The sequence below is a fragment of the Halochromatium sp. NSM3 genome, assembly GCF_059621085.1.
Genome location: NZ_JCAQIA010000019.1, coordinates 52,664 through 73,281 on the forward strand (window position 1 = coordinate 52,664; position 20,618 = coordinate 73,281).

Annotated in this window: 21 protein-coding genes and 1 tRNA gene; 21 read left to right on the plus strand and 1 reads right to left on the minus strand. The window is 63.5% G+C overall.

Annotated elements, in window-relative coordinates; translation table 11 throughout:
• The first annotated feature begins 35 nt into the window (after window positions 1-35).
• The 6 genes from AC54T3_RS09870 to ggt all read left to right on the plus strand — a co-directional run bounded on the left by AC54T3_RS09870 (window position 36) and on the right by ggt (window position 6,123).
• On the plus strand, window positions 36-1,448 hold the full coding sequence (locus AC54T3_RS09870; protein ID WP_496624345.1) for a M16 family metallopeptidase: 1,413 nt from the start codon (window positions 36-38) through the stop codon (window positions 1,446-1,448).
• Window positions 1,438-2,883 (plus strand): M16 family metallopeptidase, encoded by a 1,446-nt coding sequence (locus tag AC54T3_RS09875; RefSeq protein WP_496624347.1) that lies wholly within the window; start codon window positions 1,438-1,440, stop codon window positions 2,881-2,883. The genes AC54T3_RS09870 and AC54T3_RS09875 overlap by 11 nt, the downstream gene beginning before the upstream one ends.
• Window positions 2,876-3,448 carry a 16S rRNA (guanine(966)-N(2))-methyltransferase RsmD gene (gene rsmD / locus AC54T3_RS09880; protein WP_496624349.1) on the plus strand — a complete coding sequence of 191 codons (573 nt, stop codon included), beginning with the start codon at window positions 2,876-2,878 and terminating at the stop codon, window positions 3,446-3,448. The genes AC54T3_RS09875 and rsmD overlap by 8 nt, the downstream gene beginning before the upstream one ends.
• A gap of 47 nt (window positions 3,449-3,495) precedes the next feature.
• Window positions 3,496-3,972, plus strand: a complete 477-nt coding sequence (gene coaD, locus AC54T3_RS09885; RefSeq protein WP_496624351.1) for a pantetheine-phosphate adenylyltransferase — start codon at window positions 3,496-3,498, stop codon at window positions 3,970-3,972.
• 101 nt (window positions 3,973-4,073) lie between these two features.
• Window positions 4,074-4,328: a YfhL family 4Fe-4S dicluster ferredoxin gene (locus tag AC54T3_RS09890; RefSeq protein WP_201245860.1), complete on the plus strand. Its 255-nt coding sequence runs from the start codon at window positions 4,074-4,076 to the stop codon at window positions 4,326-4,328.
• A gap of 112 nt (window positions 4,329-4,440) precedes the next feature.
• The gene (gene ggt / locus AC54T3_RS09895; RefSeq protein WP_496624379.1) at window positions 4,441-6,123 is read left to right on the plus strand and encodes a gamma-glutamyltransferase; all 1,683 of its coding nucleotides are present in this window, start codon (window positions 4,441-4,443) and stop codon (window positions 6,121-6,123) included.
• Between the two features lie 60 nt (window positions 6,124-6,183).
• On the opposite strand, the gene smpB is transcribed toward ggt, so the two are convergent.
• Window positions 6,184-6,660, minus strand: coding sequence for an SsrA-binding protein SmpB (gene smpB, locus AC54T3_RS09900; RefSeq protein ID WP_496624353.1), 477 nt, complete (start codon window positions 6,658-6,660; stop codon window positions 6,184-6,186).
• Between the two features lie 113 nt (window positions 6,661-6,773).
• Between smpB and tpiA the strand changes: the two genes are divergently transcribed.
• The 15 genes from tpiA to nuoL all read left to right on the plus strand — a co-directional run bounded on the left by tpiA (window position 6,774) and on the right by nuoL (window position 20,597).
• On the plus strand, window positions 6,774-7,538 hold the full coding sequence (gene tpiA, locus AC54T3_RS09905) for a triose-phosphate isomerase (protein ID WP_496624355.1): 765 nt from the start codon (window positions 6,774-6,776) through the stop codon (window positions 7,536-7,538).
• 51 nt (window positions 7,539-7,589) lie between these two features.
• A complete protein-coding gene (secG, locus tag AC54T3_RS09910; RefSeq protein WP_496624357.1) occupies window positions 7,590-8,114 on the plus strand; it encodes a preprotein translocase subunit SecG in 525 nt (174 codons plus the stop codon).
• 78 nt (window positions 8,115-8,192) lie between these two features.
• A tRNA-Leu gene (locus tag AC54T3_RS09915) sits at window positions 8,193-8,277 on the plus strand.
• A gap of 179 nt (window positions 8,278-8,456) precedes the next feature.
• Complete coding sequence (locus AC54T3_RS09920) at window positions 8,457-8,813, plus strand: NADH-quinone oxidoreductase subunit A (protein WP_496624359.1); 357 nt, start codon at window positions 8,457-8,459, stop codon at window positions 8,811-8,813.
• 56 nt (window positions 8,814-8,869) lie between these two features.
• A complete protein-coding gene (locus tag AC54T3_RS09925) occupies window positions 8,870-9,346 on the plus strand; it encodes a NuoB/complex I 20 kDa subunit family protein (protein ID WP_496624361.1) in 477 nt (158 codons plus the stop codon).
• Between the two features lie 8 nt (window positions 9,347-9,354).
• The gene (locus tag AC54T3_RS09930) at window positions 9,355-10,170 is read left to right on the plus strand and encodes an NADH-quinone oxidoreductase subunit C (protein WP_496624362.1); all 816 of its coding nucleotides are present in this window, start codon (window positions 9,355-9,357) and stop codon (window positions 10,168-10,170) included.
• Complete coding sequence (locus AC54T3_RS09935) at window positions 10,163-11,422, plus strand: NADH-quinone oxidoreductase subunit D (protein WP_496624363.1); 1,260 nt, start codon at window positions 10,163-10,165, stop codon at window positions 11,420-11,422. The genes AC54T3_RS09930 and AC54T3_RS09935 overlap by 8 nt, the downstream gene beginning before the upstream one ends.
• On the plus strand, window positions 11,422-11,949 hold the full coding sequence (gene nuoE / locus AC54T3_RS09940; protein ID WP_496624365.1) for an NADH-quinone oxidoreductase subunit NuoE: 528 nt from the start codon (window positions 11,422-11,424) through the stop codon (window positions 11,947-11,949). Before AC54T3_RS09935 ends, nuoE begins: the two co-directional genes overlap by 1 nt.
• 13 nt (window positions 11,950-11,962) lie before the next feature.
• Complete coding sequence (gene nuoF / locus AC54T3_RS09945; RefSeq protein ID WP_496624367.1) at window positions 11,963-13,252, plus strand: NADH-quinone oxidoreductase subunit NuoF; 1,290 nt, start codon at window positions 11,963-11,965, stop codon at window positions 13,250-13,252.
• 77 nt (window positions 13,253-13,329) lie between these two features.
• On the plus strand, window positions 13,330-15,807 hold the full coding sequence (nuoG, locus tag AC54T3_RS09950) for an NADH-quinone oxidoreductase subunit NuoG (protein WP_496624369.1): 2,478 nt from the start codon (window positions 13,330-13,332) through the stop codon (window positions 15,805-15,807).
• A 12-nt stretch (window positions 15,808-15,819) separates the two neighbouring features.
• Entirely contained in the window at window positions 15,820-16,866 is a 1,047-nt protein-coding gene (gene nuoH, locus AC54T3_RS09955; protein ID WP_496624371.1) for an NADH-quinone oxidoreductase subunit NuoH, read from the plus strand.
• A 76-nt stretch (window positions 16,867-16,942) separates the two neighbouring features.
• A complete protein-coding gene (nuoI, locus tag AC54T3_RS09960; RefSeq protein ID WP_496624373.1) occupies window positions 16,943-17,434 on the plus strand; it encodes an NADH-quinone oxidoreductase subunit NuoI in 492 nt (163 codons plus the stop codon).
• 184 nt (window positions 17,435-17,618) lie between these two features.
• Window positions 17,619-18,269, plus strand: a complete 651-nt coding sequence (locus AC54T3_RS09965; protein ID WP_496624374.1) for an NADH-quinone oxidoreductase subunit J — start codon at window positions 17,619-17,621, stop codon at window positions 18,267-18,269.
• On the plus strand, window positions 18,266-18,571 hold the full coding sequence (nuoK, locus tag AC54T3_RS09970; RefSeq protein WP_201245846.1) for an NADH-quinone oxidoreductase subunit NuoK: 306 nt from the start codon (window positions 18,266-18,268) through the stop codon (window positions 18,569-18,571). Before AC54T3_RS09965 ends, nuoK begins: the two co-directional genes overlap by 4 nt.
• A 31-nt stretch (window positions 18,572-18,602) precedes the next feature.
• Entirely contained in the window at window positions 18,603-20,597 is a 1,995-nt protein-coding gene (gene nuoL / locus AC54T3_RS09975; RefSeq protein ID WP_496624376.1) for an NADH-quinone oxidoreductase subunit L, read from the plus strand.
• The last annotated feature ends 21 nt before the right edge of the window (window positions 20,598-20,618 follow it).

The window sequence follows — 20,618 nt, forward strand, 5'->3', positions numbered from 1 at the left end:
CCGGCCAAGTTTAGTTGATGCGATGGACAATCCCGATGATGAGACAGTATGTCCTCATGGTACTGGCGACGATGCTCGTTGTGCCCCCGTTGCTGGCCGCCCGGGCCGATGATGAAACCTCGCTCGCGCGCCCCGAGGTGCATGAGCGGCTATTGGACAATGGACTCAAGATTCTCGTGAAGCGCGATGATCGCGCGCCGATCGTCACCTCTCAGGTTTGGTACAAGGTCGGCTCCAGTTACGAGCATGGGGGTGTGACCGGCGTCTCGCATGTCCTTGAGCATATGATGTTCAAGGGCACGGAACGGCTCGCTCCCGGGGAATTTTCGCGCATCATCGCCGAAAATGGCGGCGACGAGAACGCCTTCACTGGCCGGGACTATACCGCCTATTTCCAGACCCTGGCCGCAGATCGCCTCGAGATCGCCCTCGAACTCGAGGCGGATCGGATGCGCAACCTGGCCTTGCCCGCCGAGGAGTTCGCCAAGGAGATCGAGGTGGTGAAGGAGGAGCGCCGCCTGCGCACCGATGATGATCCAGAGGCGCTGACCTTCGAGCAGTTCAACGCCACTGCCTATGCGGCTTCCCCCTATCGTCTCCCGATCATCGGCTGGCAGAGTGATCTCGAGGTCATGAACGTCGAGACCCTGCGCGATTGGTATCGAATGTGGTATGCGCCGAACAATGCAACCTTGGTCGTCGTTGGCGCCGTGGAGCCGGAGGAGGTCTTTGCGCTGGCCGCCAAGCATTTCGGCGCGCTCGAGCCGGGGCCTGCGCTCGCGCCGCGCCCGCGCGAGGAGCCTGTGCAACTCGGCGAGAAGCGACTCGTGGTCGCGGCGCCGGCGAATGAGCCTTATCTCTTGATGGGCTGGAAGACGCCGACGCTGCGCACCGCCGAGGAGGATTGGGAGCCCTATGCGTTGGAGATGCTGGCCTCGGTGCTGGATGCCGGCTCGAGTTCGCGTTTCAGCCGCGAGCTGATCCGGGGCGATCGCATCGCCGCCTCGGTGGGCGCTGGCTACAATGCCTTCACCCGCCTCCCGGGCATGTTGCTGATCGACGCCACCCCGGCCACGGGCACCTCGATCGCGACCCTGGAGCAGGCGATCCTGGCCCAGCTCGAGCGCCTGCGGGCCGAGCCGGTGAGCGAGCAGGAGCTGGCGCGTATCCGCAGCCAGTTGATCGCCGATAAGGTCTACGAGCGTGACAGCGTGTTCTATCAGGCCCTGTTGCTCGGCCAGTTCGAGACCGTCGGGCTCGGCTGGGAACTTGTTGATCAGCTCGTCGAGCGACTGTCTGCGGTGACGCCTGCGCAGATCCGGCGGGTGGCGCAACGCTATCTGACCACCGAGAATCGCACCGTCGCCCGTCTCGATCCGCAACCCTTGGAAGGCGAGAAGGCTGCGAACGCGACGACCATGACCGCAGGAGGCCGCCATGTTCAATAACTGTCATCGTCTCGGCGGATCACGCGCCGCGCTGAGCATGGTGCTCGTGTTCGGCATGCTGGTCATGCACAGCGCGTGGGCGGTGCCCGAGATCCAGACCTGGCGGACGCCGACGGGGGCCAAGGTGCTGTTCGTCTCGGCGCAAGAGCTACCGATGGTCGATGTGCGAGTGGTCTTCGATGCCGGAAGTGCTCGTGATGGCGAGCACCCCGGACTTGCGTCGCTGACCGCAGCGATGCTGACCGAAGGCGCTGGTGGCCTGGATGCCGATGCCATCGCCGAGCGCGTCGAGGCGGTGGGGGCCGAGCTGGGAGCGGGTGTGGACAGGGATACCAGCTTCGCGCGGCTGCGCTCGCTGACCGAGCCCGAGGCCTTGGAGACCGCTCTTGATACGCTGGTCAAGGTGCTCGCCGTGCCGAGCTTCGACGCGAGCGAGTTTGAGCGCGTCCAGCGGAATCGGTTGACAGGGCTGCGATTGGACAAGCAGGATCCAGGGAGCGTGGGACAGAAGGCCCTCTATCGGGCGATCTTCGGCGAGCATCCCTATGCCTCTGACCCGAGCGGGACCGCCGAGAGTGTGGCCGCCTTGAGCATCGATGACCTGCGCGCCTTCCACGAGCGCTATTACGGCGCGGCGAACGCCACCCTCGCTATCGTCGGCGCGCTTGATCGCGCCCAGGCCGAGGCCCTCGCCGCGCGTCTCACGGCCGCGCTTCCGGAGGCCGCGCCGCCGCCCCCCTTGCCGCCGGTGCCGGCACTCGAACAAGGGGTGACGCAGCGGATCGCGTTCCCGTCGAGCCAAACCCATCTCTACCTCGGCCAGCCCGGGATGCGCCGTGGCGATCCTGACTACTTCGCGCTCTACCTCGGCAATCATATCCTGGGGGGCAGTGGATTGGTCTCGCAGTTGATGGAAGAGGTGCGCGAGAAGCGCGGGCTGTCCTATAGCGTCTATAGCTATTTCGCGCCGCTGGCGCGGAAGGGGCCATTGGTGATGGGGCTGCAAACCCAGAACGCCCAAGCCGAGGCGGCCCAACAGGTGCTGCTGGAGACCCTGACGCGGTTCATCGAGCAGGGCCCCACCGATGAAGAGCTGGACGCGGCGATCAAGAACATCACCGGCGGTTTCCCGCTGCGCATCGCCGGCAACAGCGAGATCGTGCGTTATCTAGCGGTCATCGGGTTCTATGATCTGCCGCTCGATTATCTCGACGCCTTCCCGGAGCGCATCCGCGCCCTGAGCGCCGAGCAGATCCAGGATGCGTTCCGTCGCCGCGTTGATCCCGAGCGATTGGTGGTGGTGGCGGTCGGCGGGACGCCCGAGCAATCCAGCGCCGAGGATGACCCCGAGCCTGTTGCCGAGCCTGGCTCCAATGCTGATCCCGACGCTAACCCCAAGGCAGCGAGCCAAGCGGGCGCGGATACGGGTGGCTAGGGCTGAGCCTGGGCGTCTGCGCATCATCGGTGGGCGCTGGCGTGGTCGTCGGCTACCGGTCGCGGTGCAGCCGGGTCTGCGGCCGACCACCGATCGTATTCGTGAGACGCTCTTCAACTGGTTGGCGCCGAGCATCGAAGGCAGTCGTGTTCTCGACTGCTTCGCCGGTAGTGGTGCCTTGGGGCTGGAAGCGGCCTCGCGCGGTGCCGGGTCGGTGATGATGATCGAGCGCAACAGGGCTGTCGCGGACAGGCTGAAGGCCAACGCCGCCGAGCTTGGCGCTGATCAGGTGAACGTGCACTGCGCCGATGTGCTGGACTGGCTAGCGCGCGCGCCGCTGGCGCCGGTGGATTGCTGTTTCCTAGACCCCCCCTTTGGCGCCGGCCTGTTGGCGCCGGCGCTCGAAAGACTGCAGGCGCGCGGTTGGCTGGCGGTGGGCGCCCTGGTCTACATCGAGACCGACAAGGCGACGCCCTTGCCTGGCTTGCCGGCCCCCTGGCAGTGGCTGCGGGAGAAGCAGGCAGGGCAGGTGCGTTATGCATTGGCACGCGTCGAGCAGGCCTGACTTTGCTATGCTCGCCGCCCCGCAACCCTCAATGAAGAGCACAGCGCGTGCGTAGTGTCGTCTATCCGGGGTCCTTCGACCCCATCACCAATGGCCACAGTGATCTCATCGATCGCGCCTCTCGGCTGTTCGATCGCGTGGTCGTGGCGGTGGCACGCGACAGCGCCAAGCATCCGACCTTTACCACCGAGGAGCGGGTCGCGCTGGCCTGTACCGTCTGCGAGCGCATGGACAATGTCGAGGTAGTGCCCTTCTCGGGCTTGCTGGTCGACTTCGCGCGCGCGACGCAGGTGCATGTGATCATGCGCGGCCTGCGCGCGGTCTCAGACTTCGAATACGAGTTCCAGCTTGCCGGCATGAACCGGCGCATGGCACCAGAGATCGAAACCCTGTTTTTGACCCCGGCCGAGCAATATGCCTATATCTCCTCATCGCTGGTCAAGCAGATCGCGCGTCTGGGTGGCGACGTCTCGGGGTTCGTCGATGCGAGTGTCCATGCTGCATTGCGGCAACGGTTTGGATAAACTTTGCGCCATCCCAATGTCCCCGACGAACGGACGCTGGTAGTCTTCGCGGGCTTTGTCTGACCACCCATTCCAATATCGACACGCTTAGGAGTAGAACCATGGCGCTTATCATCACCGACGAATGCATCAACTGCGATGTCTGCGAGCCCGAGTGCCCGAATGGCGCCATCTCGCAAGGTGACGAGATCTACGTCATCGAGCCGGACCTGTGCACCGAGTGCGTTGGTCACTATGAGACCTCGCAGTGCGTCGAGGTCTGCCCGGTCGACTGCATCATCGTCGATCCGGACAATAAGGAGACCGAAGAAGAGTTGCGCGCCAAGTATGAGCGCATCACCGGTGAGTCGAGCTGACCCAAGCTCGATGATTCGGTCTCTCAAGGCTCCCTCCGGGGGCCTTTTTTTGCGGGTGGCGCGACGTCTGCGGCTGTTGCTGTTTGCCGGGCTGTTGATGCCCGTCTTGGGGATGGCCGAGGGACTCTCTGGGGAGGGTGCGTCGAGCGACACCCCGGCATTGCCAACCCGGGCATCGCCACATCCGCCGGCGATGGCCGTTGCCGCAGCGCACCCGGCAGCGACCGATGCGGGGCTGGCGATCATGGCTGCGGGCGGCAATGCGTTTGATGCAGCCGTTGCGGTCAGCGCGGTGCTCGCCGTGGTCGAGCCTTACAGCTCAGGCATCGGCGGCGGCGGCTTCTGGTTACTGCACCAGGCCGCCACGGGTCGGGACGTCATGATCGACGGGCGCGAGCGTTCGCCCTTGGCGGCTCATCGCGATCTCTATCTTGATGAGTCTGGTGAGCTGATTGCCGGGGCTTCGCTGAACGGGCCGCTGGCTGCTGGCATCCCCGGTGAGCCGGCGGCGCTGGTGCATATCGCTGAGCAGTACGGCAAGCTTCCGCTCGCCGAGAGCCTGGCGCCGGCGATCCGTCTCGCACGCGAAGGCTTTGCGGTCGATGAGAGCTATCGCCGCATGGCCTCATGGCGGCTGGATGTGCTGCGGGCCTCTCCCGCTGCGGCGGTACAGTTTCTTGATGGCGGTGAGGTTCCCGAACTCGGCGCCAGTATCCACCAGCCTGACCTTGCGACGGTGCTCGAGGCGCTCGCGGCTCAGGGGCATGCTGGTTTCTACCAGGGCGCGATCGCGCAGGCGCTGGTTGCGGGTACTCGCGCCGCCGGCGGTCTCTGGACCCTGGAGGACCTGTCCAGCTATCAGGTGATCGAGCGTGATCCGATCGTCGGGCGCTATCAGGGTTGGGAGATCATCAGCGCCGCGCCGCCCTCGTCTGGCGGCGTTGCGCTGGTGCAGATGCTCGGCATGCTGGAGGCGCTTGAAGCACGGCTCGGGCCGGCGGCGAGCGATGCCGATCGGGTGCATCGCCTGGTCGAGGTGATGCGACGCGCCTACCGTGATCGTGCGCGCTATCTTGGTGATCCGGATCAGGTCGAGGTGCCGGTCGAGCGTTTGACGCATCCTTTCTATGCCGCTGGTCTGGCGCGTGGGATCGATCCGGTGCGCGCGACGCCGAGCGCGGCGCGGGCGAGCGAGTCTGAAGGCTCGGATACGACGCACTTTTCGGTCTTGGACGCCGAGGGCAACCGGGTCGCGGCCACGCTCAGCATCAACTATCCGTTCGGCGCTGGATTTGTGCCGCCGGACACCGGCGTGCTGTTGAACGATGAAATGGACGATTTCTCATCCCAGCCCGGCGTGCCCAATGTCTACGGCCTGATCGGCGGGGAGGCGAATGCGATTGCGCCCGGTAAGCGCATGCTCTCGAGCATGAGTCCAACCTTCGCGACCTCCGAGGATCAGGTGGTCATACTGGGTACGCCCGGGGGCAGTCGCATCATCACCATGGTGCTGCATGGCATTCTGGCGGCGATCGCGGGTGGCGAGCCGCAGGACTGGGTGGCAAAACCACGCTTCCATCACCAGTACCTGCCCGATGAGATCCTGTTCGAGCCTGAGGCGTTCGAGCCTGATGTACAGCAGGCGTTGCGGGAGCGTGGTCATCGACTCTCACCCGCGACCCAGGCCTACGGCAACATGCAGGTGATCGCTTGGGATCGGGCATTACAGCGCGTGCGGGCGGCAAGCGATCCGCGCGGCCTCGGCAAGGCCGAGGTCCGCGAGGCGCGGCCTTAGCTAGATCGCCGGTCCAGAGCAGGTCCAGAGCAGGCCCAGACGCCAGCCCAGATCACGGGTCTAGTGCTGCTTGAAGAGGCGCTCTTTTTCGCGCTGCCAGTCGCGCTCCTTGGCATCGGCGCGCTTGTCGTGCAATTTCTTGCCCTTGGCAAGCCCGACCTCGAGCTTGGCGCGGCCGCGCTTCCAGTACAGCGCCAAGGGCACGAGCGTGTAGCCGGCGCGCTCGGTCTGGCCAATGAGGCGGCTCAGTTCGGTGCGCTTCAAGAGCAGCTTGCGGGTGCGCGTCGGGTCCGGGTCGACATGGGTCGAGGCCGATGCCAGCGCGGAGATATGACAGCCGATCAAAAAGCCCTCGCCATGGAGGATCTTGACATAGGCCTCTTTGAGCTGGACCCGCCCCGCGCGCATGCTCTTGACCTCCCAGCCCTCGAGCGCGAGGCCAGCCTCAAGGCGCTGCTCGACATGGTATTCATGCTTGGCCTTCTTGTTCAGCGCAATGGTGCTGCTTGGGGTGCTGGTTTTCTTTCCTTTTGCCATCGTCACAGTCTAAGCTACCAGCGGGCGGGACGGAAACATCTTTCTTCCGTATGCGCTTGCGTGGTGTTAGATAGGCCGTTAAGATGATCGGCTATTTTCTTCGGGAGACAGTCATGCGTCAGCCCCTGATCGCGGGTAACTGGAAGATGAATGGCAGCAAGGCCGCGACGGCCGAACTGCTGAACGGCATCAAGGCCGGCATCGGTGAGATCGCGGCCTCCGAGATCGCCGTGTGTCCGCCGTTCCCCTATCTCTACCTCGCCGAAGAGATGCTGAGCGGTACCACCATCCGCTACGGCTCGCAGGATTGCTCGCGCGAGGAAGACGGCGCTTTCACGGGACAGGTGTCGGCGACCATGCTGCGTGACTTCGGCTGCACCTATGCGATCATCGGCCATTCCGAGCGGCGCTTGTTCAACGCCGAGACCGATGCCATGATCGCGCGCAAGTACCAGATGGTCGTGGCGCATGGCCTGACGCCCATCCTCTGCGTCGGCGAGACCCTCGAGGAGCGCGAGCAAGGCAAGACCGAAGAGGTCGTGGCCCGCCATCTCGACGCGGTACTCGACGCGCCTGACGGCATCGATGCGCTGGCCAGGGGCGTGGTCGCCTATGAGCCGGTGTGGGCCATCGGGACCGGCGTCACCGCCACCCCGGAGCAGGCGCAAGAGGTGCATGCCTTCCTGCGTCAGCGGGTGGCGAAGAAGAACGCCGAGGTCGCCGCTGAGCTGCGCATCCTCTATGGTGGCAGCATGAAGCCCGGAAACGCGCAAGAGCTGATGGCGCAGGCCGATATCGATGGCGGTCTCATTGGTGGAGCGGCGCTCAAGGCGGCTGACTTCCTGGCGATTTGCAAGGCAGGCGATGCGAACGCCTAAACCGATGTGTGCTTGGTATCCGCCGAGCCGTGCGCTAGATCGAGACCTCTCATGCAGCTCATTTTGACCGTCCTACATCTCGTGCTCGCGATTGGCCTCGTCACGCTGGTGCTGCTTCAGCATGGCAAGGGCGCCGATGCCGGCGCGGCCTTCGGTAGTGGTGCCTCGTCGACGGTCTTTGGTGCCCAAGGCTCCGGCAACTTCCTGTCGCGTTCGACGGCGATCATCGCCATCCTGTTCTTCTTGACCAGTATTGCCTTAGCCTACTTTGCGGTGCGCGTCGGCGAGCCGGAAGGGCTCATGGACGGTATCGATATGACGGTTCCGACAGCGCCGCAACAAGACGGGCCGCCGATCTCCGAGCCGGCCTCGGAGTCGGGCTCGCAGCCGGTTTCGGAACAGGCGCCAGTGACTGACGATCTGCCGACGGTCTCGGGGGATGAAGCTGCCACGCCAAGCGCTGAGACTGAGAAACCGTCCGATCTGCCGCCCGCCGCGACACATGCTGAAAGCACCGAGCAGGATGGCGAAAACCAAGCTGTCTCGGGAAGCGGCGACTTGCCGCCGATTGACTAGATGATCCGGCTTCGGCGGATGGCGTAAATTGTGTAACCTTTGAGTCACAAAACCTGCGATAATAGACCAGTTGAATTTGCCGACGTGGTGGAATTGGTAGACACGCTGTCTTGAGGGGGCAGTGGCGCAAGCCGTGCCGGTTCGAGTCCGGCCGTCGGCACCAATCTTAAAGAGGGCGACACCTGCGTGCGGGGTCGCCCTTCTTTATGCGCTTTTCCTTGGTAACTCGTTGAAAAGCGTGGTTTTACCTGGGCTCTCTAGGTTGACAGCCAAGCCTGCTTGCACTAACCTCTCGAGGGTTTTCGTCGCGTAAAACGACCTGCATTTGGGAGCTACCGCCGGATGTTAGAGGACTACCTGCATATCTTGATCTTTCTGGCGGTCGCGATGTTGATCGGCTTTGCCCCGCGCGTTCTCGGGATGCTGCTCGGGCCACGTCGGCCAGACCCCGAAAAAGATGCTCCTTACGAGTGCGGCTTCGACGCCTTCGAGAGCGCGCGCATGAAGTTCGATGTGCGCTACTACCTGGTCGCTATTCTCTTCATCCTGTTCGATCTCGAGATCGCCTTCCTGTTTCCCTGGGCCGTGGTGCTCGAGGCGTTGGGAATGGCCGGACTGCTCTCCATGTCGGTATTTCTGGGCATCCTCGTCGTCGGCTTCATCTACGAGTGGCGCAAGGGCGCCCTCGACTGGGAGTGACCGGAGACTCGAGCGCTGTTGCCAAGATGTCGAACGGCTGAGTTAAGGGGGCTGAGATGGGTATAGAAGGTGTTCTCGAAGAAGGCGTAGTCACGACGACCGCCGACAAGCTGATCAACTGGGCGCGCACCGGCTCGCTTTGGCCGATGACCTTTGGTTTGGCCTGCTGCGCAGTGGAAATGATGCACGCTGGCGCCGCGCGCTATGACCTGGATCGCTTCGGCATCATCTTTCGTCCCAGCCCGCGCCAATCTGATGTGATGATCGTCGCCGGCACCTTGGTCAACAAGATGGCGCCCGCCCTGCGTAAGGTCTATGACCAGATGGCCGAGCCACGCTGGGTGATCTCGATGGGCTCCTGCGCGAATGGCGGCGGTTACTACCACTATTCCTATTCGGTGGTGCGCGGCTGCGATCGCATCGTGCCGGTCGATGTCTATGTGCCCGGTTGTCCGCCGACGGCGGAGGCCTTGCTCTACGGCATCCTGCAGCTGCAGAACAAGATCCGCCGCACCAACACCATCGCGCGGTGACCTGACGCATGACTGATTCGACCATCATGATCGGCGACGCGCGCCTCGATGAACTGGCTGCGCGTCTGAGCGCTGCCTTCACGGTGCCTGCTGCTAATGCCGATGCTCAGCCCGGTGAATCTACCCCGAGCAATCTAAGCCCGAGTGACGCCAAGCCCCGCAGCACTGCCCCCGGCAGTTCTCTGAGCGCTGATCGCGGTGAGCTGACGCTCGAGCTGTCGGCCAACGCTCTGCTCGAGACCTGCACACGGCTGCGCGATGACAAGGACTTCGGATTCGAGCAACTGATCGATCTCTGCGGTGTCGACTACGCGGCCTATGGTCTGTCGGAGTGGGCGACGACTGAGGCCTCGCACTTCGGCTTCGGCCGCGGGGTCGACCGCGACCTTGAGTTAGAAACCGAGAAATCAGATCGCTTCGCGGTCGTCTATCACCTGCTTTCGCTCGTCCACAACTGGCGGCTACGGCTGGTGGTTCGCACCGGTGGTGTCCAGCCCTTAGTGCCCTCGGTGGTCTCGATCTGGTCCGCTGCCGACTGGTTCGAACGCGAGGCCTTCGATCTGTACGGCATCCTCTTCGACGGCCATCCAGACCTGCGCCGCATCCTCACCGACTATGGCTTCGTCGGCCATCCGTTCCGCAAGGACTTCCCGCTCAGTGGGCATGTCGCGATGCGCTACGATCCCGAGCAGGCGCGCGTGGTCTACGAGCCGGTCGAGATCGAGCCGCGGGTGCTGGTGCCCAAGGTCATCCGCGATGACAGCCGCTACCTCGGTGACGACCATCCGGCCGTGACCGGTGCCAAGGACGCAGCCAATGCCTGAGATTCGTAACTACACGCTGAACTTTGGTCCGCAGCATCCGGCCGCGCATGGGGTGCTGCGCCTGGTGCTGGAGATGGATGGCGAGGTGATCGAGCGCGCCGATCCACACATCGGGCTCTTGCATCGTGCGACCGAGAAGCTCGCCGAGTCGAAGCCGTACAACCAGTCGATCGGCTACATGGATCGGCTCGACTACGTCTCGATGATGTGCAACGAGCACGGCTACGTGCGCGCGATCGAGAAGTTGCTCGGCGTCGAAGCGCCGATCCGCGCGCAATATATCCGCACCCTGTTCGACGAAATCACCCGCATCCTCAACCACCTGATGTGGCTCGGCGCGCATGCGCTTGATGTCGGCGCGATGAGCGTCTTCCTCTACTGCTTCCGCGAGCGCGAGGACCTGATGGACTGCTACGAGGCGGTCTCGGGCGCGCGCCTGCACGCGACCTACTACCGCCCGGGCGGGGTCTACCGCGATCTGCCCGAGCAGATGCCGCGCTTTGCCGAGGAAAGCTCCAAGTGGCATGGCAAGCGCACCATGCGCAGGCTCAACAAGCCCCGCAGCGGCTCCTTGCTCGACTTCATCGAGGACTTCAGCGAGCGCTTCCCAAAGCTGGTCGACGAGTACGAAACCCTGCTCACCGACAACCGCATCTGGAAGCAGCGCACGGTCGGTATTGGCGTGGTCGATGCCGATCGCGCCAAGAATCTCGGCTTCACCGGGCCGATGCTGCGCGGCTCCGGGATCGCCTGGGATCTGCGCAAGATGCAGCCCTACGCGGCCTATGATCAGGTCGATTTCGACATCCCGGTGGGGCAGAACGGCGATTGCTACGATCGCTATCTGGTCCGTATCGAGGAGATGCGCCAGTCCAATCGCATCGTCAAGCAATGCATCGACTGGCTGCGCGCCAACCCCGGCCCGGTGATGGTCGACGACCATAAGGTCGCGCCGCCGACCCGGGTCGGCATGAAGGACGACATGGAAGCGCTGATCCACCACTTTAAGCTCTTCACCGAGGGCTACTGCCCTCCGCCGGGCCAGGTCTATGCTGCGGTTGAGGCACCCAAGGGCGAGTTCGGCTGCTACATCGTCTCCGATGGCGCCAACAAGCCGTATCGGCTGAAAGTCCGGGCGCCCGGCTTCCCACATCTCGCGGCGATGGACGAGATGTCCAAGGGTCACATGCTCGCCGATGTGGTCGCCATCATCGGCACCATGGATATCGTGTTTGGGGAGATCGACCGCTGATGAGTTTTCGCAATACACCGCTCGCGGTCATTCAGGATGTCGACAAGGAGACGCTGCTTACGCCTGAGCTGCGCGCCGAGATCGACAAGCATGTCGCCAAGTATCCGCCGGAGTGGAAGCAGTCGGCGGTGATGCCAGCGCTGACGCTGGTGCAGGATCACAACGGCGGTTGGCTGAGCCGCGAGCTGATGGATCAGGTCGCCGCCTATCTGGACATGCCCGAGACGGCGGTCTACGAGGTCGCCACCTTCTATGCGATGTACGACCTCGAGCCGGTCGGTCGGCACAAGGTCTGTGTCTGTAACAGCGTCTCCTGCATGCTCGGTGGTGCCGAGGAGCTGATGCACCACATCGAAAAGACATACAACGTAGCGCCCGGCGGCACCACCGCCGATGGCAAGCTCACGTTCAAGGAGTTCGAATGCCTCGGTGCCTGCCGGCACGCCCCGGTGGTGATGGTCGATAAGGCCTACCACGAGTGCGTGACCCCGCAGGCCATCGACAAGATCATCGACGACCTCGACTGAGCGCGCGCGACCTATGGCAGAGAACCAGAACACCGTTTGCTTCCGCACCATGCACCTCGATGCGGATGTGCGCTATACGCTTGAGAGCTATCGCAGCGTCGGCGGCTATGTGCAATGGGAGCGTATCCTGCGCGAGAAGCCCGATCCAGACCAGCTGATCGACGAACTCAAGACCTCGGCCTTGCGCGGCCGTGGTGGTGCCGGCTTTCCGACCGGGCTGAAGTGGAGCTTCATGCCCCGCACCAAGCCGGGTCAAAAGTACATCGTCTGCAACTCCGATGAAGGTGAGCCAGGCACCTGCAAGGATCGCGACATCATGCGCTACAACCCGCATCAGCTGATCGAGGGAATGGCAATTGCCGGTTATTGCATCGGCGCGACGGTCGGTTACAACTACATTCGTGGCGAGTTCTACGAGCCGATTGCACGCTTTGATGGCGCGCTCGAAGAGGCCTATGCAGCCGGACTGCTGGGCAAGAATCTGCTCAGCTCGGGCATCGATTTCGATCTCTATACACATCTCGGCGCCGGCGCCTACATCTGTGGCGAGGAGACGGCGCTGCTCGAATCGCTTGAAGGCAAGAAGGGCCAGCCCCGCTTCAAGCCGCCGTTCCCGGCCCAGGCCGGGCTCTATGGCATGCCGACCACGATCAACAACACCGAGTCTCTGGCCTCGGTGCCGGTGATTCTGGAGAAGGGCGGCAAGTGGTTCCTGGAGCAGGGCAAGCCGAACAATGGCGGACCCAAGCTGTTCTCGGTGACCGGCCATGTTGAGCGGCCGTGCAACCTCGAGATCCCGCTCGGTACTCCGTTTAGGGATCTGCTCGAGATGGCCGGTGGCGTCAGTGGCGGTCGGGCGCTGAAGGCGGTGATCCCCGGTGGTTCATCAGTCCCTGTGGTCCCGGGTGATGTGATGATGCGCACCGACATGGACTATGACTCCATCGCCAAGGCCGGCTCGATGCTCGGCTCTGGTGCGGTCATTATCATTGCCGAGGGCACCTGCATGGTGAAGGTGCTGGCGAACCTCTCGCACTTCTATGCGCATGAGTCCTGCGGTCAGTGCACACCCTGCCGCGAGGGCACGGGCTGGCTCGCGCGAGTGCTCGATCGCATCCTGGCCGGTAACGGGCGTCCGCAGGACCTGGATCTGCTCGATAATGTGGCCGGGCGCATTGGTGGTCGCACCATCTGCGCACTCGGCGATGCCGCAGCGATGCCGGTGCAGAGCTTCCTCAAGCATTACCGGTCCGAGTTCGAGCATCTGGTCGAGCACGGCCGTTCACTGGTCGAGGCGGCCTGAACGTCGGGCTCCGGCTCGGCGTTCTCGCGCAATCCCTATGACGCTGCGGCGCAACCACAGCAGGTAGACCCACATCGATGTCGGACGACAAGATTATCCTCGAGATCGACGGCCGTGTCTGCACGGCGGCGCCCGGTGAGATGATCATCGCGGTGGCCGATCGCGAGGGCATCCAGATCCCGCGGTTCTGCTATCACGAGAAGCTCTCGATCGCGGCCAACTGCCGCATGTGCCTGGTTGAAGCGGAGCAGGGCGGGCGGCCGTTCCCGAAGCCGATACCGGCCTGCGCGACCCCGGTCGGCAATGGCATGAAGGTGCTCACGCGCTCGAAGAAGGCCCTCGACGCGCAGCGCGGCACCATGGAATTCCTGCTCATCAATCATCCGCTCGATTGCCCGATCTGCGATCAGGGTGGTGAGTGTGAGCTGCAAGACGTCTCCATGGGCTATGGCGAGGACGTCTCGCGCTTCAGCGAGCGCAAGCGCGTAGTCAAGGACGAGGATCTCGGCCCCTTGATCGCGACCGAGATGACCCGCTGCATCCATTGCACCCGCTGCGTGCGCTTCGGCGCCGAGATCGCCGGGCTGCGCGAGCTGGGGGCGACAGGCCGTGGCGAGGACATGCGCATCGGCACCTTCGTTGAGCATACGATGGCGCATGAACTCTCCGGCAATATCATCGATCTCTGTCCAGTCGGCGCGCTGACCTCGAAGCCTTATCGTTTTACCGCCCGCGCCTGGGAGCTGACGTCGGATGACGGCATCGCGCCGCACGACGGCGTCGGCTCCAACCTCCATCTGCACATCCGTGGTGGCAAGGTGATGCGCGTGCATCCGCGCGATAACGAGGCGGTCAACGAGTGTTGGATCTCGGACCGTGATCGTTTCAGCTACGAAGGTCTGAGCAGCCCCGAGCGCTTGGCTGCTCCGATGCTCAAGCGCAACGGACAGTGGCACGAGGTCGACTGGCAGGAGGCCCTGCATGCGGCGGTCGAGGCGTTGCAAGCGCCGGGGCCGGATCAGCTCGGCTGTCTGGTCTCGCCAGGCGCGACGCTGGAAGAGCAGTACCTGCTGCAGAAGCTGGTGCGCACGCTGGGTAGCGATCATATCGACACCCGGCTGCGACAGCAGGATTTCCGTAGCGACGCCGCCGACCCAAAATTCCCCTGGCTTGGGGTGCCGATCGCTGAACTCGAGCAGCAGCAGGGTGTGTTGCTCATCGGCTGTGATCCGCGCCAAGAGCAGCCATTGCTGGCGCATCGCCTGCGCAAGGCGGCGCTTGATAGCGCGACCATCGCGCTGCTGAATCCCTATCTGGTCGACCTCAATCACGCGAGCCTGCAGTTGGTTGCCGCGCCAGCGGCGCTGGCGTCCGAGCTGCGGGCTTTGCTCAAGGCGCTCGGCAAGCCGGTGCAAGGCGCGACCGCCGAGATCAGCGACCGGCATCGACAGATCGCTACCGCCCTGCAAGCGGCTGGTAAGGACGGACAGGGCCTGGTTCTGCTCGGGGCGCTGGCCGAGGCCGATCCCGATTACAGTCTGATCCGGGCGCTGGCTGCCGCACTGGCCGAGGCGGCAGAGTGCAAGCTTGGCTTCCTGGCGGCAGCGGCGAACAGCGTCGGCAGCCGGCTGGCAGGCAGTCTGCCGCATCGCCTACCGGGCGGCGGCGCTCCGAAACGGCCGGGTCTTGATGCCCAGGCGATGCTGACCGATCCGCGCCAGGGCTATCTGCTCTGGGGACTGGAGCCGGATCGCGACCTCGCCGATCCGAGCCTGGCGATGGTCGCGCTACGGACCGCAAAGCAGGTGGTCGCCTGCAGTCAGTTCAAGAGCGCGGCGCTGGATGAGGTCGCTGACGTGCTGTTACCGATCTCGGCCTTTGCCGAGACTGCGGGCACCTTCGTCAATGCCGAGGGGCGCTGGCAGCGGTTCCAGGGAGCGGTCGCGCCGGCGGGCGATGCGCGTCCAGGCTGGAAAGTGTTGCGGGTGCTCGGCACCATGCTCGAGTTCGACGGCTTCAGCCAGAACAACGCGCGTGAGGTCCATGACGAGGTCGCCCACGCCTGTTCGGGGCTTGCGCCGGATAACCAGTTTGGCGATGCGCGCGCGTTGATTTCCACCACCGAGCGACCAGCGCCGTCCGGCGCCGAGCTGACGCGGATCGGCAACCTGCCGATCTATGCCAGCGATGCGTTGGTCCGCCATGCGCCGGCCTTGCAGCGCACGCCCTTGGCCGAGTCGCTTGCGGTGCATCTGCATCCGCGACAGGCCGCCGACATGGGGCTGGTTGAGGGCGATCAGGTGCGACTGATCCAGGGTGGTGCTGGTGCTGGAGGTGGTGGTACAGGCGTTAGCGCGGGTTCTGGCTCTGGTCCTGATTCGGGCTCGGGCATTGGCAACGCAGCAGCGTCAGAGACTGCGACAGAGGCACGGGCACCGGTGGTGCTCAATGACCGCATCGCGCTCGGCTGCGCGAGAATCCCTTCCGCCGTCGACGGCAGCGAGGCGCTTGGACCGATCATCGGCCCGGTGCGCATCGAGAAGATCGGGGCATAGGAGAGCAAGCAGATGATGGATTTGTGGCAGTGGCTGCCGCTTCCGGTACAGAGCCTCGTCGCGATCGTCGCGATCATCGGCCCATTGCTGGCGGTGGTGGCCTGGTACACCTATGCCGAGCGCAAGGTGATCGGCTATATCCAGGTCCGGATCGGCCCGAACCGGGTTGGCTGGCGTGGGCTGTTGCAGCCGATCGCCGACGCCGTCAAGCTGATGGTCAAAGAGATCATCGTCCCGACCAAGGCCAACAAGGGCCTGTTCCTGCTCGCGCCGCTGATCTCGATCGTGCCGGCGCTCGCGGCTTGGGCGGTGGTCCCCTTCGATGCTGGCCTGGTATTGGCCGACATCAATGCCGGCCTCCTCTATGTGCTGGCGCTGACCTCGCTCGGCGTCTATGGCGTTATCATCGCCGGTTGGGCCTCGAACTCGAAATACGCGCTGCTCGGTGCGATGCGTGCGGCGGCGCAGATCGTCGCCTATGAGATCGCGATGGGCTTTGCGCTGGTTGGGGTGCTGGTCGCGGCCGGCAGCCTGAATCTGAGCGCCATCGTCGAGAGCCAGAGCGGCAGCCTGCTGACCTGGTTTTGGCTGCCGCTGCTACCGCTATTTGGGGTCTACTTCATCTCCGGCGTCGCCGAGACCAACCGCGCGCCCTTCGATGTGGCCGAGGGCGAATCCGAGATCGTTGCCGGTTTCCACGTCGAATATTCAGGCATGGCGTTCGCGATCTTCTTCCTCGCCGAATACGCGAACATGGTCTTGATCGCGATGCTGGCGACGCTGTTGTTCTTCGGCGGCTGGCTGTCGCCGTTCCAGGGTATCCCTGTGCTCGACGAGGCGACGGCCTGGGTGCCGGGGATGGTCTGGCTGATACTGAAGACCTTCTTTTTCATGTTTGTCTTCCTTTGGCTGCGCGCGACCTTTCCGCGCTATCGCTACGATCAGATCATGCGGCTGGGCTGGAAGGTGTTTATTCCGATCACAATCGTCTGGATTCTTGTGGTCGCCGTGGCCGTGCTCGCGCAGTTGCCACCCTGGTGGTCTGCCGCGTCTGCCTAACTAGGATGGCCCTAGCTTGGATCGCAAAGATGCGTGATCGCGACCCCCGCGCCAGTCGACAGCCGATAGAGTAATCATGCTTCAAGCCGCACGCACTTATCTAAACAGCCTCCTGCTCATCGAGCTGTTCCGCGGAATGGGCTTGACCGGGCGCTACCTGTTCAAGCGCAAGTTCACGGTGCAGTATCCGGAGGAGAAGGCGCCGGTCTCACCGCGTTTTCGCGGCCTGCATGCGCTGCGTCGTTATCCAAACGGCGAAGAGCGCTGCATCGCCTGTAAGCTGTGCGAGGCGGTCTGCCCAGCACTGGCGATCACCATTGAGGCCGAGCCCCGGGCTGACGGATCAAGGCGCACAACACGCTACGACATCGATCTCTTCAAGTGCATCTACTGCGGCTTTTGTGAAGAGTCATGTCCGGTCGATTCGATCGTCGAGACCGATATCTACGAATACCACTTCGAAAATCGTGGCGAGAACATTATGACCAAAGACAAACTGCTCGCGATCGGAGATAAGTACGAGGCGCAGATCGCGGCGGCGCGGAGTGCGGATGCGCCCTACCGCTGAGATCAAGACGTCGGTTGTCTGAGTCGGCAACCGAGTCGATCGAGCAGGAGAAAGATAAAGAGAGCGGTGCCGATGTGCCCCGGGCCGGGCCCGCAGGGTGCGGGTCCGTTTTATACATCGACTGTCAACGTCTGCCTGCGCGCGAGATCCGGACTCCCGTGCAGCCATGCCAGCTGGAAATCCCATGGGCTTCGAAAAATTTCTGTTCTATGTCTTCGCGGCCATAACCGTATTCGCCGCAGGGATGGTGGTGACGCGCCGCAACCCGGTTCACGCGGTGTTGTTTCTGGTGTTGGCCTTCGTTAGCAGTGCGGCCCTTTGGCTACTGCTGGAGGCGGAGTTCCTCGGCATCGTGCTGGTGTTGGTCTATGTCGGTGCGGTGATGGTGTTGTTCCTGTTCGTGGTGATGATGCTCGATGTCGACATTGCTGTGCTGGGCGGGCAATTCATCCGCTATCTGCCGGTCGGCCTGCTGATCGCGCTGGTGATGGTCGTGAATCTGTTCCTGGTCTTGGGTCCGTCCAACTTCGGGCTCGAGCTGTTTGCGAAGCCCGAGGCGCAGCCCGCCGACTACAGCAATACGGTCGAACTCGGGCTGCAGCTCTACACCACCTACCTGTATCCGTTTGAGATCGCTGCAGTGATCCTGCTGGTGGCCATCGTCGCCGCCATTCGCCTGACCCTGCGTCGTCGTCCCGAGACCAAGTATCAGGATGCGTCGAAGCAGGTGCGGGTGAAGAAAGGGCCGGATCGCATCCGCCTGGTCTCGATGCCGGCCGCGCCGCGTCTGGGTCAGAAAGTTGCAGGGCCGGCGCTGAAGGAGGAATCCGAATGATCGCCCTCTCCGATTACCTGCTGCTCGGCGGGCTGCTGTTCTCGATCTCGGTTGCCGGGGTGTTCCTGAACCGAAAGAATGTGATCATCCTGCTGATGTGCATCGAGCTGATGCTGCTGGCGGTGAACATGAACTTCGTCGCCTTCTCGCATTTCCTCGGCGATCTGAGTGGTCAGATCTTCGTGTTCTTCATCCTCACCGTCGCCGCTGCCGAAGCCGCGATCGGGCTCGCCATCCTGGTGGTCCTGTTCCGCAATCGGCGCACCATCAACGTCGACGATCTGGACATGCTCAAGGGCTGAGCCCACCGGACACCGCTCGGAGAATCCTTCCATGGAGACCGTCTATCTGACCATCGTGCTGGCGCCCCTGATCGGCGCCATCATTGCCGGCTTCTTCGGCGGCAAGATCGGCCGCGTCGGCGCGCACTCGGTGACCATCCTTGGCGTCGGCATCGCGACCCTGTTGTCGCTCTGGGTCTTGTCGCGCTTCATCTGGCACGACGAGCAGGCCTTCAACGGCACCGTCTACACCTGGATGGTCGCCGATGGCATCCGCTTCGAGATCGGCTTCCTGGTCGATCGCCTCACCGCCTTGATGATGGCGGTGGTGACCTTCGTCTCGCTGATGGTGCATATCTACACCATCGGCTACATGGCCGACGACGCCCACAACTGGCCCGAGGACTCGCGCGTCGGCACCAACAGCTATCAGCGCTTCTTCAGCTATATCTCGCTGTTCACCTTCTCGATGCTGATGTTGGTGATGTCCAACAACTTCCTGCAGCTGTTCTTCGGCTGGGAGGCGGTGGGCCTGGTCTCTTATCTGCTGATCGGCTTCTACACGGTGCGCGAGTCGGCGATCTCGGCCAACCTCAAGGCCTTCCTGGTCAACCGGGTCGGTGATTTCGGCTTTATCCTCGGTATCGCTGCGGTGGTGATGTACTTCGGCTCGCTCGACTATGCCGAGGTCTTCGCCCAGGCACCGGCGCTGGCCGATACCCAGGTCGCGGTGTTCGGCGGGGTCTCGCTGATGACGCTGATCTGCATCCTGCTGTTCATCGGCGCCATGGGTAAGTCGGCACAGATGCCGCTGCACGTCTGGCTGCCGGATTCGATGGAAGGCCCGACGCCGATCTCGGCGCTGATCCATGCCGCGACCATGGTCACCGCCGGTGTCTTCATGGTCGCGCGCATGTCGCCGCTCTATGAACTCTCGACCACGGCGCTGTCGTTCGTGCTGGTGATCGGCGCGGTCACCGCCTTCTTCATGGGGCTGGTCGGGCTGGTGCAGAACGACATCAAGCGCGTGGTCGCCTACTCGACCCTGTCCCAGCTCGGCTACATGATCGCCGCGCTCGGCGCCTCGGCCTATGCCGCCGGCATCTTCCACCTGATGACCCATGCCTTCTTCAAGGCGCTGCTGTTCCTGGCTGCGGGATCGGTGATCATCGCCATGCACCATGATCAGGACATCCGCAACATGGGTGGGCTCAGGCGCTATATGCCGATCACCTGGATCACCGCGCTGCTCGGCTCGCTGGCGCTGATCGCCTTCCCGGGCTTCTCCGGCTTCTTCTCCAAGGATGCGATCATCGAGGCGGTGGGGCACTCGCACATCGGCGGTGCCAGCTTGGCGCATCTGCTGCTGACCCTGGGTGCCTTCGTCACCGCGCTCTATAGCTTCCGGCTCTACTTCCTAGTCTTCCACGGCGAGCCGCGGATGGATGAGCACACCCGCTCGCATCTGCACGAGACGCCTTGGGTCGTGACCATCCCGCTGATCGCCCTGGCGACCCCGTCGGTGTTCATCGGCTGGTACACGGTCGAGCCCCTGCTGGTGCAGAACTGGCTCGGCGATGCGATCACCGTCAAGCCCGAGCAGGACACCTTGCATCACCTGGCCGCGCATTGGCATGGGCAGCGCGAGTTCATTCGTCACGGGATGCAGGCCGCGCCGTTCTGGCTGTCGATGGCCGGCTTGGTACTGGCGGCCTACTACTGGTCCTATGTGCTGCAGCGCAATCCGAAGATCGATGTCGAGCTGCAGCAGCGGGGTGGCTGGCTGACGCGCCTGCTCGAGGATAAGTACGGCTTCGACGACTTCAATCAGCGCGTGTTCGCGGGCGGGAGTCAGCGCATTGGCCGCTTCCTCTGGAAGAGCAGCGATCAGCGCGTGATCGATGACGCAGTGGTGAATGGCTCGGCGCGGGCGGTGGGTTGGCTCGCGGGTGTGGTCCGACAGCTGCAGACCGGCATGCTCTACCACTACGCCTTCGCGATGATCCTCGGCCTAGTGGTCCTCTTGACCCTGTTCGTGACCTTCTAAGACGCGGGAGACCCGGCGCAT